This is a genomic window from Methyloglobulus sp., assembly GCF_040079455.1.
Lineage (GTDB): Bacteria > Pseudomonadota > Gammaproteobacteria > Methylococcales > Methylomonadaceae > Methyloglobulus.
This window is the reverse complement of sequence record NZ_JBEBKJ010000091.1, coordinates 1-14,912: the sequence shown is the minus strand read 5'-3', so window position 1 is coordinate 14,912 and position 14,912 is coordinate 1. Positions and strand designations below refer to the sequence as shown.

The window sequence follows — 14,912 nt, the reverse complement described above, 5'->3', positions numbered from 1 at the left end:
CCGTCTGGCGAGGCTTCATAGATCAGGAATTCTTTAGCATGTCCGAAATGCACATTGATAACACCCTGCCCGCTAGTTGCGACAGCCATCAGCACCGGACGGGTAGCAAGTTTTGGCTCGGCTTTATGTTGTGCGGCTTTAGCGGATTTTTCCAAACGTTTGCTGTCCATTTCTTCCTGTATGGCTTGATGGATCACCTTGCGCTTTTCCATCGCTGCCTGATAATCAATTTCCATATCCTCGATCTTGTCCAGAGTAAACTCATCACCTCTGTCTTCGCCTAACATGCCCACCGCATCGGCGCGGCATTGGCGGCAATGGCGCATCATGTTCATGTCGCCGGAGCAACTATCTTGCAGGTCTTGCAATTCATCTGGCGTTGGGCCACGTTGTCCCATCACGCCATAAAAAGTGCCATGCTCGGCTTCGGCAATCAGCGGCATTACGTTGTGCAGGAATGCGCCTTTAGATTTGACTACCTTACTGACTTCCGCCAAATGCTGGTCGTTGACCCCGGGAATCATCACTGAATTGACCTTTACCAAAATCCCTTTGGCAATAAGCATCTCCAAACCTTTTTGTTGCTGTTCAATCAGGATTTTTGCGCCTTTTTTGCCTTTAATGCGTTTGTTTTTCCAGAAAATCCACGGATAAATCTTCGCGCCGATTTCAGGGTCTACACAATTAATTGTGATGGTGACGTGATCGATATTGTGCTTGGATAATTCTTCTACCGCATCGGGCAAAGCCAAACCATTCGTGGAAACGCATAACTTAATATCCGGTGCTTCTTCGCTTAAACGGCGGAAGGTTTCAAACGTGCGTTCGGGGTTAGCTAAAGGGTCACCAGGGCCTGCGATACCTAAAACAGTCATTTGCGGAATATTCGCCGCAACCGCCATCGTCTTTTTAACGGCTTGATCGGGGGTTAGTAATTCGGATACCACACCAGGACGCGATTCATTTGCACAATCGTACTTACGGTTACAGTAATGGCATTGGATATTACAGGCTGGCGCAACGGCGACGTGCATCCGGGCGAAATAATGATGGGCATCTTCAGAATAACAGGGATGGTTCTGCACTTTTTCCCGAATCGAATCCGGCAGCGAGTCCATTTGATTATCGGTGGTACCGCAGGAGCTTGCAGAGCAGCCGCCTTTTGCTGCGGGGGCATCGTTTAATACTGGCAATTGCATCGGATTGACCTCGTAAGTTGCATTTACAAAAAGTAAAAGCACAGGCTGTGCCAACGCCACCATATAATTTTAAATTATTGTTTTATATTGTTATTATTTTTATAGGTAAGTGCAGTTGCTGCAAACGTGTTGTAAACGCAACAGTCAATTTTTTGCGTTTTGTAATGAATAGAACAATAGATTTAACTCTCTGTACATGACAAAAATGCACCGTGTCATTTCGACCAACGGGAGAAATCTTAAATTTCAGTGGCTTAAGATTTCTCCCGTTGGTCGAAATGACAATGATTCATCCGACATAATGCTTCCAACCCGTAATGTGGGTTACTGTAGGGTGCGGTGAGGTACGAACCGCATCGTTCGAGTTTCTCGATTGATGCGGTGGTTGGTGGCTATCCGAGGTCGATTAGGAAAGTATAGTTTTTTCTAAATAGACTATTATTGTGGGTGGTGAGTTATGGCGTTAGTGGGATTTTGTGTTTTTTGTGTCGCTAACGCGACGGATTGTTTGAATGTGGGTTCTCGTACCCACGGACGAGATACTTTTCTTTGTACGGACAAAGAAAAGTATCCAAAAGAAATCCGCCCGATGCCGCTTATTTCCTGCGTTCCTCAGTTTTGACGGGGGTTGCCGGAAGGGACTTCCTGTCCCTCCGGCAACGTGCGGCATCCTTGCCGCACCCCTTCGGGCTATTCCCGCCAAAACTTCCGGTACTCGCTGCGGCATAACGGGATATGGGTTGGTAGTTGTAGGTTGTGGGTGAATCCCAGCATAAAGCTAAATAAAATTTGATATTTGGGGTTCGTACCGCACCCCAACCTACTATGCCGATTCAGCTATAATGTAATCTCTTTAAAGTAAATACCTGATCGGGAAAAACAATGTCCGAAGAAAAATTTAAACTCCCCCGTTCTTCATATGAGGAAATATGTAAGATAATTAGAGCTTATGGACGGTTAACGAAGCCCGCTTCACTTGATGAAGTTGCCAAGCTTTGTGCAATGAATAAAACAGCCATCAGTGCCAATAACGCATTCCTTACTAATATTGAATTAATTGATGTAGGCAAAGCAAAATTGGCTACCCCGAAAGGCAACGAACTTGCAAAAGCGCTTGAACATGAGATACCAGATCAAATCGAAGAAAATTGGGCTAGGGTTGTCAGTGAGAATGAATTCTTGGGAAAAATGGCAGCCGCAGTAAAAATTAGGGGGAAAATGGATAGCTCTACACTAGAATCCCATATTGCTTACTCTGCGGGAGAGGCAAAGTCTGGGCCTGTTATGACTGGTGCGCGAGCGGTTGTAGATATATTGAGAGCGGCAGGTGTCGTTCGTGAAAATGAAGGTCAACTTGTAGCTCGTAAAAAAGACGTAGCCACTAACAATGATGCGATCTCATCGCCGGAATACTCTTCAAATCCCTCAATTGTTAACTCCGAAGTAAAATCTATCAATGTTCCAATCTCGAACTTCCCTGGAACGATGCTCCATATAGAATTGCGAATAAATGCTAATCCATCCGAACTTGATGGATTAGGAGAAAAAATTCGTCAATTTTTGAAGGAACTGAATAGTCCTATAAATGAGGGCGAAAGCGAAAATGATCACTAAGTCTTAGTGGAATTTTTCTATGCCTTTTGAAATATATCTTACAAGTGCTGAAAATGTTATCGCGGCAACTGATGCCGCGCTACAAAAGCCAGATGGAGTTGACGATGCTCTTGTCTCTGCATTTTTAGACACAACGCCTGCTTATGCTCTTGACGCTCTCAAAATGGCTAAAGAGTTATCTTTATTGAAAGAATCTCAGCCTGGGATATATGTGCCAGATGCAAAATGCGGACTGTATTTATGCACTGCTGTTCGAGAAAGTAAATCAGCTATATTACGCTATATACTTGAGCAATATGTACCTTACTGCACATTCAAAGCACGTCTGGCACTCTCTGGAGGGGTAGTTGGTGAGGCTGCTAACCAAACAAAGGCTTTACACAGCATTAATGCTCATAGACAGGATATTATCGCCACATTTACTGACTTAGGAACTTATGCTCAGTCGTTAATTTCTGAGGGTGGTGGACTTTACCTTCCTCGTCAGGATGATCCCAAAGAATACCTAATAATTTTAAACCGAGTAATTCAAGACCGCGAATCTGCTGATTTAACGGTTCGAAAATTACTTGGGGAATCAACTGTTGATTGGATCGATAAAACTAATGTTTTAGATAATTTAATCACCGCATATCAAAGAGCAGCTCAAGCTGAACATGATTCAAGGGCACCGATAGTTCATGCCGGAAACGCTGTGGAATCCTTTTTGACCCAGCTTGCCAATCATTACACTGTACCTATAGGTAATGCGCATGGAATAAATGCAAAAGCAGATACTTTGGCTAGAGCTAGTCGATTGTTATCTAAACACAAATTTATGATTAAATACTTAGGACACATAAGAAATGCAGCCGATCACGGTGTTGATTCAGAAATTGGCGCTCAGTGGCAAGTTTCTAAGAAAACATCTATAGAATTTGTGCATGTTGCACAGAGCGTAATAACTGCAATAGTTGCGCAAATAGGTAATACATTTACCGTTTAGAACGGTAGGTTGGGGTGAGGAACGAACCCCAACGAGAATAGCCAATTATTTGTTGGGGTTCACAAGTTCACCCCAACCTACAATTTGTCACCCACTCCCGTTATGCGGCGCCAAGTACCGGAGGTTTTAGCGGGAATAACCCGTTAGGGGCGATTCATGTATGAATCGCGGTGATGGAGGGGCAGGAAGTCCCTTCCGGCAACCCCCGTCAAAACTGAGGAACGCAGGAAATAAGCGGCATCCGGGCAGCCTTTCTTTTGGTTTCTTTTCTTTGGCGGTGCAAAGAAAAGAAACTCGCCTTCGGGTGCGAGAACCCGATCAAAATCAATCGTCGCGTTAGCGACACATTTAAAACCCTCACCCTACCCTCTCCCAAAAGGGGAGAGGGATGCTGTAGTAAGTAGCCCCTATAAAAACTAAACTTTCGAACCTTCTATCTCCGCCAAAAACTCAATAACCCAACCATTAACCCTCGGCAGACATTTATTTAAGGAAGCCCGCTTCTCCGGAATAGCAAAAAAATCCGGTTCATGAAGGTAAGGATTGGTAATTCTGCCAACATCAATGGCATCATGACTGAGATCGACAATGCGTCCGCCGATAATATTGTATTGATGTTCGTAATGACCGTATATCGCACCACCGAAAACCTGGTTCATGAATAAACTTCCATACTTACACGAACCGGAAAGGTCGGTAGGAGGTAGCAAGCCTCGCGCTTTGGCCTGATCGCACCATTTACGGAACACAAAGATTTTAGCTTGTGCAAAACGTTCGTAGGAATAGGCAATTCGCGCTTTCCTGTCTACTGTCCAATCTGTCATGTTAAGGGCCTAGGTAAATCATAGATCGGCCCTCCATGATGGATTGGAGGGAGGGGTTGCTAGAGTTTCAATTCATCTGAATTAGGATTGTTTCTATAGAATATCCTCATGCCACATCATGATACCAGTCCAAAAGCTCTTCACCACCCCAGTTTTCTGCATCGGGTGGGATGGTTTCATCTGTTTCGTAGAGCGTCATTTGCCCAGCTTGGGGATTTGTTACCAATAAACTTTCAGCATAGTCTATTGAGCAGCCTTGTTTGCCAGTTGCATCGGTCAGCCATTCCGCCGCCATAGCAATCGCTTCTTCCTCGGTTTCACCAAAGCCGAAGACGGCGTAGTCGTGTTGTACGTATAAGATGGTCATTGCTGCTCCATACAAGTTAAATTTGCTTCATGGTTATATCCAGCGTCAAAATGCGATACGCGATTTGCCTTGATGTCATATTTAACAGGCGGGCAGCTTTTGCTTGCACCCAACCGCTTTGTTCCAAGGCAGCAATAACACGTTCCCGGTCATCCATATTTTCATCATTAAAATCAATCGTGGATACTTTTTGCGTTTGATAACTAATGCCGATGCCGATTTCATCTTCCAGGCCAGTGTTGACCATAACATCCCGGTCGATGATACCGTTTTTGCTCATGATGGCTGCACGCTCCAGCCGGTTTGCCAGTTCGCGGACGTTGCCCGGCCAGTTGTGTTTCATGAGTATGCGGATGGCGCTATCCTTGATTTCTAACGGTCGCCCACCTTGCTGACCGGAAATCCTGTCGAGCAAAAATTCGGATAACTGTGGGATATCCTCTGCCCTATCGCGCAAAGTCGGCATTTGGATTGGCATCACATTTAGCCGGTAATACAAATCTTCCCTGAATTTGCCTTCGGTGACTTCTTCCTCAAGGTTACGGTTAGTCGCTGCAATGATGCGGACATTGACTTTTATGGTTTGCGTTCCGCCCACGCGTTCAAATTCACCTTCCTGCAATACGCGTAGTAATTTGGCCTGGAATGAGGTAGAAATTTCACCGATTTCATCGAGAAACAACGTGCCATTATCGGCCAGTTCAAAACGACCTTTGCGTTGGTTGATAGCGCCACTAAACGAGCCTTTTTCATGACCGAATAATTCAGACTCCAACAAAGTGTCTGGTAAGGCCGCGCAATTCAGTTTTAGAAAAGGGCCGTTGGCACAACCCGAGTTAAAGTGAATAGCATTGGCAACGACTTCTTTGCCCGTGCCTGATTCGCCGCGAATTAAAACCGTCGTATTCCATTTAGCCACCTGACGAATTAGATCGAACACCCGTAGCATCGGCGGTGAATGTCCAATGATGTTTTCAAAGCTGTAATTTTTGATCAGCGCCTGTTTGAGCTGGTCGCGTTCGCTTTGAAGGTTGCGCTGTTTACGTTCGATTAAGCGCAACATCTTGACGCTTTGTGCAATCAAGTTGGCAATCATTTCCATGAATCGGGCACGTTCACCTAAAAACTGGTTGCTATCCGGTTGGGCGGCAAGCACACCGATGGTACCAGGCCCACTGCCTTCAATGCTGACGTAAATTAGGTCTGCGTCTTGATCTGTCTTAATCCTAAGATGTTGTTCTTGGCAGTCTGATCCACTGAGGGCTTCAATTGCATTATCTATCAACTGCTTAAATAACATACGCAGCCTATTTTCAGAACCCAGCATCTTTGGCAACGATGATAATGGCACCCAATGCACATCTATCCCATGACTCCAGAGCTTTTGGTGACTCAGCAACAGGACTTCATGCAGGATCTGATTCAGGTTAATCGGTATAAGGGCTGTTTGCAGTATTTCTGGAATGCATTTTTGCATGGTTGCTACAGCTTCTTCACCAGACTGTTGGATCTCCTGCAATATTTGTAACAATCCAGCGTTTTGGTCATCCCGTTTGTGCCGTAAAATTTGTTCGGCCGCCCTAATTTGGTTCATAGGGAGATGAATTTGGTGCATTGCGCCCAGTAATGTCTCCCTGATACTGCGTATCTGCCCGTCCAATATTCCCCTAGTGCAGTATTTTAAATATGCTTCTGGCGAAGTCATGGCCAGACAACAGGCGCAGCATAAAGCCGAACAAAATAAACGATTGATGGATGCACGCAATGCCCGCATGGAACGGATTGCCCAGCAACAACTTGAAGAAGAGCAAGCCAGGCTTGCTGCCAAGGCAGAACGGGAGCGGTTAAAAGCTGCCGAGCAAGAGGTTGTCGCATGATTACACACCTCAAGCCTGCAAGTGGCGCACATGTCGGTGCTAAATCCAGTGTCAGCTTTATCATGTGGCAGGTCATGCTGGCATTGTTACCTGCAACTGTTTTTGGTATCTGGTGTTTCGGTTGGCCCGCGTTAAACATGTTTGTTATCACCGTATCATCAGCGGTTTTTTTTGAAGTCATTTGTATACGCATAGCGGGGCGAGTTGCCAAACCCGTGATTAAGGATGGTTCAGCAATCTTGACAGGATGGTTGCTTCCAAGCAACCCGTTAAAGAATCTTTACGGGATGGCTTAATGATGGGCATCGGTTTTACTATCGTGCTGGTCGCACTCGGGGCGGCACGGGAAATTAGTGCCACAGGCACTTTATTCGCCAATGCGTCATTATTACTGGGTGAATCATTCAGGTTTCTGGAGGTCACCGTTATCCCCAATTACAAAGGCTTTTTATTAGTCCGAAGTAAGGTTAAAACCACCGCCTTGTAGGCGGTCAGATTTATCTATGATTTTTTGTCGTATGATATTGCCCTGAACTGAAAAGGGGAAGGGCTTATGGATTACCGTTATGGCAGCCATACGGTTTTTAAAATTCAATATCATTTTGTTTTTGTCACGAAATACCGTTATTTATGCCCTTGGGTACAAGGTGTTGAAAGGTGACGTTGGTTTGAAAGTCCGTGAACTGATTAGGCAGACGTGGTGCGAAGCGTTTGAGATCGAAATCCTGAAGGGCGTTGTCAGCCAGGATCATGTCCATGTTTTGGTTTCTGCGCCCGCTAATTTGGCGCCGAGCGAAATCATACCCACAGGGCACAAGTGAGGCGCATTAAAGGCAGAAGTTCGATGAAATTGTTCGAGAGTTCCCCTGACTTGAAGAAGCGCTATTGGGGGCGACATTTCTGCACCCACAGGGCATAAAGGCGCGAGGTTACTTTTGCGTGACATCGGGTGAATTGACGGAAGAAATGATAAAAAATTATCTGGAACATCATTTTGAACCCAAAGGGGATGATAATTTTAGGACAGAATCCTGAACGGGTCTTGTGACCCGTATCCGGACTTTAGTCCATTATACGAACCCACCAGCTTTAGCTGGTGGTTGTTTAGTTTTGTACATCGGGTGGATGGTTTGGAACCCGGCTTGTATGCACTGCCTAGAACTGATGGAGCATTGGAAGAATTACGGAGCGCAACCTTGCCTAATTTTGCTTGGCAGCAAGTTACTACAATAACTAATGCCTTACCTCTGTATCACTTATATTCTGGGAATTGTCGGCAAATAGCCAAAACGCTCTCATGCCACCAACCTATCGCCAGCGACAGCGCCTTCAGCCTAGCTATGGTCGCCGAATTTGGTGAAACCATCGAATTATCGCCGTGGCTTTACCGCCGCTTGTTTTGGGAATGTGGCCTGATAGGACAAATACTTTACTTAGAAGCTGAGACGGCTGGTATCCGTGGAACAGGCATCGGCTGTTACTTTGATGACAGCGTGCATGAAATTTTAGGGATCAAGGATAATACCTTCCAAGGCCTCTATCACTTTCGCTGAAAATCTTGGAAACGTAGCGCTAGCGGAGTGAAGATTTTTAGTCCCCAGAAGCGATAGGGCTGGGCGATTCCACGTAGCGCAGTTTGCGGAGTGGAATTGCAAAGCATTCCGAAATCGCGTCGAGTCATTGCGCAACGAGTTTTATGCCCCTTGCTGGGCATAAAACGAGGGTAGCAGGACGGCTGGGGCAGCCGCAGGCATTGGCTGCCGCGTAATTTTTGCCGATTTTTCGAGCAGGAGCCCGGAAAAATCTTTCGCAAAAATAGCGGCACTATCAACGATAGGCAAGCCACTGGAAGATAAACGGCTCGAAACCTTACCCCCTTATGGGCATTTAAAGTCTATTGATCCGGCCTAATGAAGTTTTTATTTCCCTTCGGCTCCGCTCAGGGAAAGCTACAGTTCCTCTCCCTGAGCGAAGCCGAAAGGCATCATGCCCACTTCAAATATTAAAAGGCCAAATATTTTAAGTAATGGCTGCTGTTGCTATTATTTAATAGCTTTACGATGTTTAATCGGTTTTGTGCAAAACAGGGTTGGAAATTTTCAACTTTTAACTTTAAAGAATCCGGTCAAGAAAAATCACTTAGGTTAGGATTATTCAATAATAAGAATGGCAGAATTTAGGTTGTTCAGGTTGAAAACTTGCCTAGATTCAATCGACATGCCAACTCATATAAAGGTCTGAGAAGGTGTCTTAGTTGACGATCACAAAGTAGATCACCCGAAAAGTTGAATTTCAATCATCGGCCAAAATGAGACTTACACACTTTTTTTTCTACGAACGGCTGGTTAACTTGAAAACAGCCTCTAAAGATTGGGACGGAAGATGCTGGGAATCATGGTAAAACATGACGGTAATCGCGATAACAAAGCAAAGATAGCCAAACCATTTAAAGGCGAAGCCTATCTGCGCTTGTGCAGATGAACCGTTCATTTTTTCAGCGCCCCAGTAATGTTTAAGGAAAAAACACCGAATTAAGTTTAACCTGATTCAATTTTGATTAGCCACACGACTATAGGGGTTATTTATTTACCTTCACTCAAAGCAATGATTCAATTGCAGCGCAATCTTCGTAATTCAATTCAAACTCGAAGATCGACAGGTCTTCCTGCATATGGATTGACGAGGTCGTCCCCGTTAACGGGACAATCCCGATTTGGGACAGGTACCGGAAGAATACCTGAGCGGGAGTGTGTTGGTATTTTGATGCTATGTTAAGTACCGAATAATCCGCCAACACGTGGGGATTGGCGGTCAATGTCCAAAAGCTTTGGTAGATGATGCCGTTTACTTTGCAAAATGCCCGGATAGCGCGGTCATAGTCCGTATTGGCATAAAAGCGGTTTTGGATGATGGCCGGTTTGATTTCGGCAGACAGATATAAGGCTTCCAAAGCCTCCAATTCATAGCAATTGCTGATGCCCAGTTGTTTAATGCCACCGCTTTTGACTAGTTTTTCCATCGCCCGCCAAACTTCCAAAGTTAGCTGTGGGCTGGTCATCGGTGAATGCAGCACAAGGCAATCCAGGTAAATCGTTTGCAAGTTGGCGAGGGAAACTTGGAAGGATTGGGTTACTTGATCGCTTAGGCTCGCCTTGGGATCATAAGGAATACGCTGGGGGTCTTGCCCGTCCAAGGAAGTAAACTTGGTTTGCAGGTAAAGCCCAGGCCGTGTGACCAAACCACGGTTTATGCAAGCCGCTATTCCTTCCCCTACACCCGCTTCATGGTAATGTTTGGGTTGGCAAGCTGTGTCGATCCCTCTAAAGCCCGCCACAATGGCTTGTTCCACCAATTCCGCTGTACGCTCTTTTTTCCAGGCCGTGCCGTAAATGATCTTCGGGATCTTGATGCCTGCTGTGGTTGTGATGGAACTTTCAGGTTTCATTTTTGCCCACCCAATGTGTGGCGGCAGGAGGCCGGTAATTGGCAAAGCGCTCTATCAACAAGTCGAGCGTTTGTTCCACCATTAACAGGGCATGGTGGTGCTTTTTAACAAATTGTTCTTCCAAAGCGTGCCCCAGAAATCCAATCAGTAAATCATAATAACCATAAATATTGAGCAAGCCGCAGGGCTTATTGTGAAAACCAAGCTGCGCCCAAGTCCAAATCTCAAACAGTTCCTCTAGCGTACCAATGCCGCCGGGCAGGGCGATAAAGCCATCGGCAAGTTCGGCCATCAGCATTTTCCTCTCATGCATGGATTGGGTGATGTGCAATTCCGTGAGGTTTTGGTGGGCAACTTCCTTGTGTGCCAAGGCTTTCGGAATGACACCAATGGCTTGGCCGCCGAGCTTTAGGACATTATCGGCCAATATCCCCATGATACCGATACTGGCGCCGCCATAAACCAATGTGATATTGCGGCTGACCAATGCCTTGGCAAGTGATATTGCCGATGAAGCGTAGAGCCCACTTCGCCCAGGGCTTGAACCGCAGTAGATGCAGAGGCTGTTAATTGTCGGCATAGTGATTGTTATAGATTTTTCGGTGACCACTGCGGTTTCGCTTAGCTTATATCTAATATGGCAAAGACCGGGAGAAAAAATGATAATCATTGTCGGGTAGGAACGACGTATTACTACGTCATTCCCCCCTGAGAACCGTGCATGAAAGTTTCCTTTCACACGGCTCAAGCCTCCATAAACCCTGTATCACCAGAGCCGGCAGCTACTTTCTTTTCACGGTTATGGATTTGCCTATGGCAGTTCGGATGCAATAACGAAAGGTTTGTTACTATGTTTTTACCGCCGTCCGTTTTACGCCGGGTGTAGTGGACATTCCATCCTGTATCCTTCGTAATGCGTTCGTTACAGTTTGGACATTTGCCTTCCTGGGCATACCAAAGAAAAAGCAATTTGTTCTTTCCTCTGAGACTTTCTTTCATTTGAAGGCCAAGCCTATTTTCGAAATACTCTTCCCATGCCGGATTAAACGGGTGTGCTTCCGCTTTAATTTTGATATGACGGCGAATCGGCGTATCACTGGCATTCACCAGCTTGACCATTATCACTGACCCATCCTCCGTTCTTATCTTCGTGCCAAACACCCAATTACGCAGCCCTTCGCTTTTAAAATATCTGCCCTTTACCCAACGAAGTGGTTTATTGGGATGCCTTCGACAAGCCATTGCCAAAGCTTTTTCCAAATGGCGTGGTCTACCTCCGAAAAGGTTTGTTTTGCCACCTGGTTTTGATGATAATTCGCCCATCCCCGTATGACTGGGTTTAAGAGCCTAATTACGTTTTCCTGTTTTGCTGTACGGTTTTCTTTGATTATCAGTCGGATTTTCCGTAAGAATGCTTGCACATTCTTTTTCGCTGGTTTGATGAGCAATTTCCCGCCATATTTGCGAATGTTCCACCCTAAGAAATCAAAGCCTTCATCAATATGCACAATTTTGGTTTTTTCCTCTGAAAGCGATAATCCTCTTTCTATCAAAAAATCCCCAATGATTAATTTCGCCTGTTCCAGTGTTTCTCTCGTAGCACCAGTGATGACAAAATCATCGGCATAGCGAATAAAGTTAACTTTTCCCTTCCGTCTCTTTCTACTGGTTTTTGCACCAAAGTGTTTGGCCAGTTCTATTTCCATACCGTCTAAAACCATATTGGCCAAGGTTGGCGAAGCAATACCGCCTTGCGGAGTGCCTGCTTGTGTTGGAAACCAGTTTCCTTGTTCAACAAAACCACTCTTCAGCCATTTCCCGAGTACGGTTTTATCCATAGGGATATTAGCCAATAACCAGTCATGGCTGATATTGTCAAAGCACCCGGATATGTCTGCATCCAAGACCCACTGGGCTGAATTTTTACTGACCAATGCAGCAAAGCATTGCGCCGCTGCGTCCCTACAGACCCGTTCTGGACGGAAGCCATAAGAATTGTGATCAGCCGTTGTTTCAGCGATGGGTTGTAAGGCAAACAGATGTAATGCCTGCATTGCCCTGTCTCTCATGGTTGGAATCCCTAAAGGGCGCAGTTTACCGTTTGCCTTGGGAATATGGACTCTTCTCAGCGGTTGTGGCTGATAGCCTCTCCTTTTGAGCGAGTTAATTGCCTTGGCTTTTTGTTCAGGCGTATTCCAAGTCACCTTGTCTACGCCTGCGGTTTTCTTGCCGTGATTTTCAGTCACTCGCTTTACGGCGACAGCCTTGCCATAAAATGAGCACGTCAGCAACCGTTGCAAGGCTTTCGCCTTATTCCAGCGGCCTTCGCTCACTGCCTTTGCAATACGCACTTGCTGCCTTCTCACCATTCGATGGGCTTGTCCCCAGTCAATACCGTGCCAGCCCATTCCATCGTGGGAGGCTGCACCAACTGCATTAACTGTAGTCGTCATTTGCTTTGCCTCCTTTAAAGGTTCTATAAGTTATCTTGCAATATAAGACCCGCTGGAAGTCTGCACCCTTTTGGGCAGGATGATGTTGGCTTGCACCGCAACCCCTATCTATCTTATTACCGGATAGCCTTCGCTTTATCCAACCTCCTATGCCCGCATCCCCATCGGTTTTCCTTGCGGTCAACTTGCCTAAAAGGCGAAAATACGGGTTTACCGTGTTCCATATAAATAACATTGATGGGTTAGGTGCCAACTATCTCCCGATGGTCTTATTATCCCCGTTTGGTTATTCGTAAACACCAAAACTGACCATGTTGCCTTTTGGCTAGAGTCTGCCAGCATTTTAGACTCCTCGGATTTAACGAGATTTATCGTTGGTTCACATGTATTCACCTTACCATCTAAGCCTAGCACCCTACCGCGTAATGCTCGCAGTTCCGTTTTACCCTCACGGGTTCGACTTCATCTTTCGAGTGGGTTACATTATTGGAGTGGCTTCAGACATCACATTACTGTTAATGCCTGCACTCTTAGGCTACTGCCGGAGGAACAGCAGGTTTAGTCATGATCGCTCAAGCTAAACAATTATTTATACGACTTCACGTCGCACTACGAACAAACCCTTGTCAAGGCCAAATATGGCATCCGCACTTTCCCACGTCGCGGTTCCGGCCGTCCTGTATGCCAGTTTCAAGAGCGATACGGTAAATTTAAGATTACTTTTGTTGGCCGTACTATGTTCAATATTCCCCGACATTGATGTCATTGGCTTCAAATTTGGCATTCCATATGGATCGCAATGGGGTCATCGGGGTTTTACGCATTCATTATTTTTTGCCCTATGCTTGGCTTCCTTATTAACCATTTTTCACAGGCAACTCCGGTCTAAGCCTTGGGCAGTGTTTTGGCTTTGCTTCGTGTCTTGCGCTTCCCATGCCTTCCTCGATGCCATGACCAATGGCGGTCTTGGCGTGGCCTTGTATTGGTCTTTCAGTTTAGAGCGGATATTCCTCCCTTTTAGGCCAATTGAGGTTTCCCCTATCGGGGTCAGCAGCTTTTTTTCGGAATGGGGGCTTTGGGTGATCGCATCGGAACTCGTCTGGGTGTTGCTTCCCGCTTTAGTGGTAGGTACTATTGGTGCGGTAATGAGGATTAGGGTCATTTGCAAAACGAGCCCCAGGGCAAAAATTGATTGAGGACAACCGATGAAACAAAACCACACTCCGACCCGCCTGTTGCACACCATGCTGCGCGTGGGCGACCTTGAGAAATCCATCGCCTTTTACACCCGACTGCTCGGCATGAAATTGCTCCGCAGCCAGGAATATCCTGATGGTGAATATACGCTTGCATTTGTAGGCTACCAAGACGAAGTTGACGGCACCGTGCTTGAATTGACCTACAATTGGGGCAAACAGGACTATGATTTGGGCACTGCTTTCGGGCATATCGCCTTGGCGACCGATGATATCTATGAAACGTGCGAAGCCCTGGCCGCCGAAGGCGTCAACATCACCCGGATGCCTGGGCCGATGAAAGATGATGCGTCCATCCTTATCGCATTTTTAGAAGACCCGGATGGCTATAAAATCGAGTTGATCCAGAGGAAGTAATGACAATACTATGCACGGACTAAAGCCTTACAGGACGCTGAAGGAATTCTATCCGTTTTACCTCAGCAAACATGCCAACAGAACGTCACGTCGATTGCATTTCGTGAGTACAACTATAGCTTTGGTTTTGGTCATTGCCGTAGTCGTCACCCAATTTTGGTGGTTAATGTTAGCGGCCTTAATGCAAGGCTATGCTTTCACCTGGGTTGGGCATTTCTTCTTTGAACGTAACAAGCCCGCCACCTTCACCTATCCCTGGCTCAGCTTTCTTGGCGACTTTAGGCTGTGGTGGGAAATATTGACCAGCAAAACTCGTTTTTAAAGGATGCCGTTTTAGCCTCTCTTGCCACACTCTCGAAAGCTGAAACTGGCTCCTATCAACCAATTTGGTAAAATTGGTCATAAAAGGCTCATCAACAATCTTAGGAGAATGTCTGTTGTCTTAAATTCCATATTTTCGCCAAAAACGTGCCAACTATTCTAGTTGATAACTGTTGCCAACTACGTTTCATAAGAGTAAAAGATTCTTAGATTA

General features: G+C 45.9%; 19 protein-coding genes and 1 pseudogene. 10 read left to right on the top strand and 10 right to left on the bottom strand.

Annotated elements, in window-relative coordinates; translation table 11 throughout:
* A partial coding sequence (gene nifB / locus ABL924_RS15750) for a nitrogenase cofactor biosynthesis protein NifB (protein ID WP_349028051.1) occupies positions 1-1,199 on the bottom strand: 1,199 nt, incomplete at its 3' end.
* Between the two features lie 549 nt (positions 1,200-1,748).
* On the opposite strand from nifB, the gene ABL924_RS15745 reads away from it, so the two are divergent.
* The 3 genes from ABL924_RS15745 (at position 1,749) to ABL924_RS15735 (ending at position 3,798) form a co-directional block, all read left to right on the top strand.
* A complete protein-coding gene (locus tag ABL924_RS15745) occupies positions 1,749-1,928 on the top strand; it encodes a hypothetical protein (protein ID WP_349028049.1) in 180 nt (59 codons plus the stop codon).
* A 153-nt stretch (positions 1,929-2,081) separates the two neighbouring features.
* A complete protein-coding gene (locus ABL924_RS15740) occupies positions 2,082-2,813 on the top strand; it encodes a hypothetical protein (RefSeq protein ID WP_349028048.1) in 732 nt (243 codons plus the stop codon).
* 19 nt (positions 2,814-2,832) lie between these two features.
* Positions 2,833-3,798 (top strand): hypothetical protein, encoded by a 966-nt coding sequence (locus ABL924_RS15735; RefSeq protein ID WP_349028047.1) that lies wholly within the window; start codon positions 2,833-2,835, stop codon positions 3,796-3,798.
* Positions 3,799-4,214: 416 nt separating this feature from the next.
* Here ABL924_RS15735 and ABL924_RS15730 read toward each other — a convergent pair whose 3' ends face one another.
* From ABL924_RS15730 to nifA, 3 genes are all read right to left on the bottom strand, one after another.
* Positions 4,215-4,622 carry a transcriptional regulator gene (locus tag ABL924_RS15730; RefSeq protein WP_349028046.1) on the bottom strand — a complete coding sequence of 136 codons (408 nt, stop codon included), beginning with the start codon at positions 4,620-4,622 and terminating at the stop codon, positions 4,215-4,217.
* A gap of 106 nt (positions 4,623-4,728) precedes the next feature.
* The gene (locus ABL924_RS15725) at positions 4,729-4,989 is read right to left on the bottom strand and encodes a hypothetical protein (RefSeq protein WP_349028045.1); all 261 of its coding nucleotides are present in this window, start codon (positions 4,987-4,989) and stop codon (positions 4,729-4,731) included.
* A 16-nt stretch (positions 4,990-5,005) separates the two neighbouring features.
* Positions 5,006-6,694, bottom strand: a complete 1,689-nt coding sequence (gene nifA, locus ABL924_RS15720; RefSeq protein ID WP_349028044.1) for a nif-specific transcriptional activator NifA — start codon at positions 6,692-6,694, stop codon at positions 5,006-5,008.
* On the opposite strand from nifA, the gene ABL924_RS15715 reads away from it, so the two are divergent.
* The 5 genes and pseudogenes from ABL924_RS15715 (at position 6,693) to ABL924_RS15695 (ending at position 8,419) form a co-directional block, all read left to right on the top strand.
* Entirely contained in the window at positions 6,693-6,866 is a 174-nt protein-coding gene (locus ABL924_RS15715; RefSeq protein ID WP_349028043.1) for a hypothetical protein, read from the top strand. The genes nifA and ABL924_RS15715 overlap by 2 nt on opposite strands.
* The gene (locus ABL924_RS15710) at positions 6,863-7,162 is read left to right on the top strand and encodes an RnfABCDGE type electron transport complex subunit D (protein ID WP_349028042.1); all 300 of its coding nucleotides are present in this window, start codon (positions 6,863-6,865) and stop codon (positions 7,160-7,162) included. Before ABL924_RS15715 ends, ABL924_RS15710 begins: the two co-directional genes overlap by 4 nt.
* Positions 7,162-7,353: an Rnf-Nqr domain containing protein gene (locus tag ABL924_RS15705; protein ID WP_349028041.1), complete on the top strand. Its 192-nt coding sequence runs from the start codon at positions 7,162-7,164 to the stop codon at positions 7,351-7,353. The genes ABL924_RS15710 and ABL924_RS15705 overlap by 1 nt, the downstream gene beginning before the upstream one ends.
* Before the next feature lie 66 nt (positions 7,354-7,419).
* Positions 7,420-7,901 (top strand): annotated as a pseudogene (gene tnpA, locus ABL924_RS15700) (IS200/IS605 family transposase).
* Positions 7,902-7,966: 65 nt separating this feature from the next.
* A complete protein-coding gene (locus ABL924_RS15695) occupies positions 7,967-8,419 on the top strand; it encodes a hypothetical protein (RefSeq protein ID WP_349028040.1) in 453 nt (150 codons plus the stop codon).
* A gap of 1,043 nt (positions 8,420-9,462) precedes the next feature.
* Here ABL924_RS15695 and ABL924_RS15690 read toward each other — a convergent pair.
* From ABL924_RS15690 to ABL924_RS15665, 6 genes are all read right to left on the bottom strand, one after another.
* The gene (locus tag ABL924_RS15690) at positions 9,463-10,311 is read right to left on the bottom strand and encodes an aldo/keto reductase (protein WP_349028039.1); all 849 of its coding nucleotides are present in this window, start codon (positions 10,309-10,311) and stop codon (positions 9,463-9,465) included.
* A complete protein-coding gene (locus ABL924_RS15685) occupies positions 10,301-10,891 on the bottom strand; it encodes a TIGR00730 family Rossman fold protein (protein ID WP_349028038.1) in 591 nt (196 codons plus the stop codon). Before ABL924_RS15685 ends, ABL924_RS15690 begins: the two co-directional genes overlap by 11 nt.
* A 164-nt stretch (positions 10,892-11,055) precedes the next feature.
* Positions 11,056-11,430, bottom strand: a complete 375-nt coding sequence (locus ABL924_RS15680; protein ID WP_349028050.1) for an HNH endonuclease signature motif containing protein — start codon at positions 11,428-11,430, stop codon at positions 11,056-11,058.
* Between the two features lie 80 nt (positions 11,431-11,510).
* The gene (gene ltrA / locus ABL924_RS15675) at positions 11,511-12,764 is read right to left on the bottom strand and encodes a group II intron reverse transcriptase/maturase (RefSeq protein ID WP_349028037.1); all 1,254 of its coding nucleotides are present in this window, start codon (positions 12,762-12,764) and stop codon (positions 11,511-11,513) included.
* 589 nt (positions 12,765-13,353) lie between these two features.
* The gene (locus ABL924_RS15670) at positions 13,354-13,539 is read right to left on the bottom strand and encodes a hypothetical protein (protein ID WP_349028036.1); all 186 of its coding nucleotides are present in this window, start codon (positions 13,537-13,539) and stop codon (positions 13,354-13,356) included.
* Between the two features lie 93 nt (positions 13,540-13,632).
* Positions 13,633-13,926: a hypothetical protein gene (locus tag ABL924_RS15665; protein ID WP_349028035.1), complete on the bottom strand. Its 294-nt coding sequence runs from the start codon at positions 13,924-13,926 to the stop codon at positions 13,633-13,635.
* A gap of 43 nt (positions 13,927-13,969) precedes the next feature.
* Here ABL924_RS15665 and gloA point away from each other — a divergent pair, with 43 nt between their 5' ends.
* Both gloA and ABL924_RS15655 read left to right on the top strand, forming a co-directional pair.
* Positions 13,970-14,377 carry a lactoylglutathione lyase gene (gloA, locus tag ABL924_RS15660; protein ID WP_349028034.1) on the top strand — a complete coding sequence of 136 codons (408 nt, stop codon included), beginning with the start codon at positions 13,970-13,972 and terminating at the stop codon, positions 14,375-14,377.
* Positions 14,378-14,387: 10 nt separating this feature from the next.
* A complete protein-coding gene (locus tag ABL924_RS15655) occupies positions 14,388-14,699 on the top strand; it encodes a DUF962 domain-containing protein (protein WP_349028033.1) in 312 nt (103 codons plus the stop codon).
* The last annotated feature ends 213 nt before the right edge of the window (positions 14,700-14,912 follow it).

What these genes read in the sequence shown, in the direction of transcription:
- ABL924_RS15725 (WP_349028045.1), bottom strand. Translation starts at nt 4,989, where the DNA reads ATGACCATCTTATACGTACAACACGACTACGCCGTCTTCGGCTTTGGT.
- ABL924_RS15680 (WP_349028050.1), bottom strand. Translation starts at nt 11,430, where the DNA reads ATGGTCAAGCTGGTGAATGCCAGTGATACGCCGATTCGCCGTCATATC.
- ABL924_RS15705 (WP_349028041.1), top strand. Translation starts at nt 7,162, where the DNA reads ATGATGGGCATCGGTTTTACTATCGTGCTGGTCGCACTCGGGGCGGCA.
- ABL924_RS15740 (WP_349028048.1), top strand. Translation starts at nt 2,082, where the DNA reads ATGTCCGAAGAAAAATTTAAACTCCCCCGTTCTTCATATGAGGAAATA.
- ABL924_RS15735 (WP_349028047.1), top strand. Translation starts at nt 2,833, where the DNA reads ATGCCTTTTGAAATATATCTTACAAGTGCTGAAAATGTTATCGCGGCA.
- ltrA (WP_349028037.1), bottom strand. Translation starts at nt 12,764, where the DNA reads ATGACGACTACAGTTAATGCAGTTGGTGCAGCCTCCCACGATGGAATG.
- ABL924_RS15665 (WP_349028035.1), bottom strand. Translation starts at nt 13,926, where the DNA reads ATGACCCTAATCCTCATTACCGCACCAATAGTACCTACCACTAAAGCG.
- ABL924_RS15690 (WP_349028039.1), bottom strand. Translation starts at nt 10,311, where the DNA reads ATGAAACCTGAAAGTTCCATCACAACCACAGCAGGCATCAAGATCCCG.
- nifA (WP_349028044.1), bottom strand. Translation starts at nt 6,694, where the DNA reads ATGACTTCGCCAGAAGCATATTTAAAATACTGCACTAGGGGAATATTG.
- ABL924_RS15685 (WP_349028038.1), bottom strand. Translation starts at nt 10,891, where the DNA reads ATGCCGACAATTAACAGCCTCTGCATCTACTGCGGTTCAAGCCCTGGG.
- ABL924_RS15655 (WP_349028033.1), top strand. Translation starts at nt 14,388, where the DNA reads ATGCACGGACTAAAGCCTTACAGGACGCTGAAGGAATTCTATCCGTTT.
- ABL924_RS15710 (WP_349028042.1), top strand. Translation starts at nt 6,863, where the DNA reads ATGATTACACACCTCAAGCCTGCAAGTGGCGCACATGTCGGTGCTAAA.
- gloA (WP_349028034.1), top strand. Translation starts at nt 13,970, where the DNA reads ATGAAACAAAACCACACTCCGACCCGCCTGTTGCACACCATGCTGCGC.
- ABL924_RS15715 (WP_349028043.1), top strand. Translation starts at nt 6,693, where the DNA reads ATGGCCAGACAACAGGCGCAGCATAAAGCCGAACAAAATAAACGATTG.
- ABL924_RS15730 (WP_349028046.1), bottom strand. Translation starts at nt 4,622, where the DNA reads ATGACAGATTGGACAGTAGACAGGAAAGCGCGAATTGCCTATTCCTAC.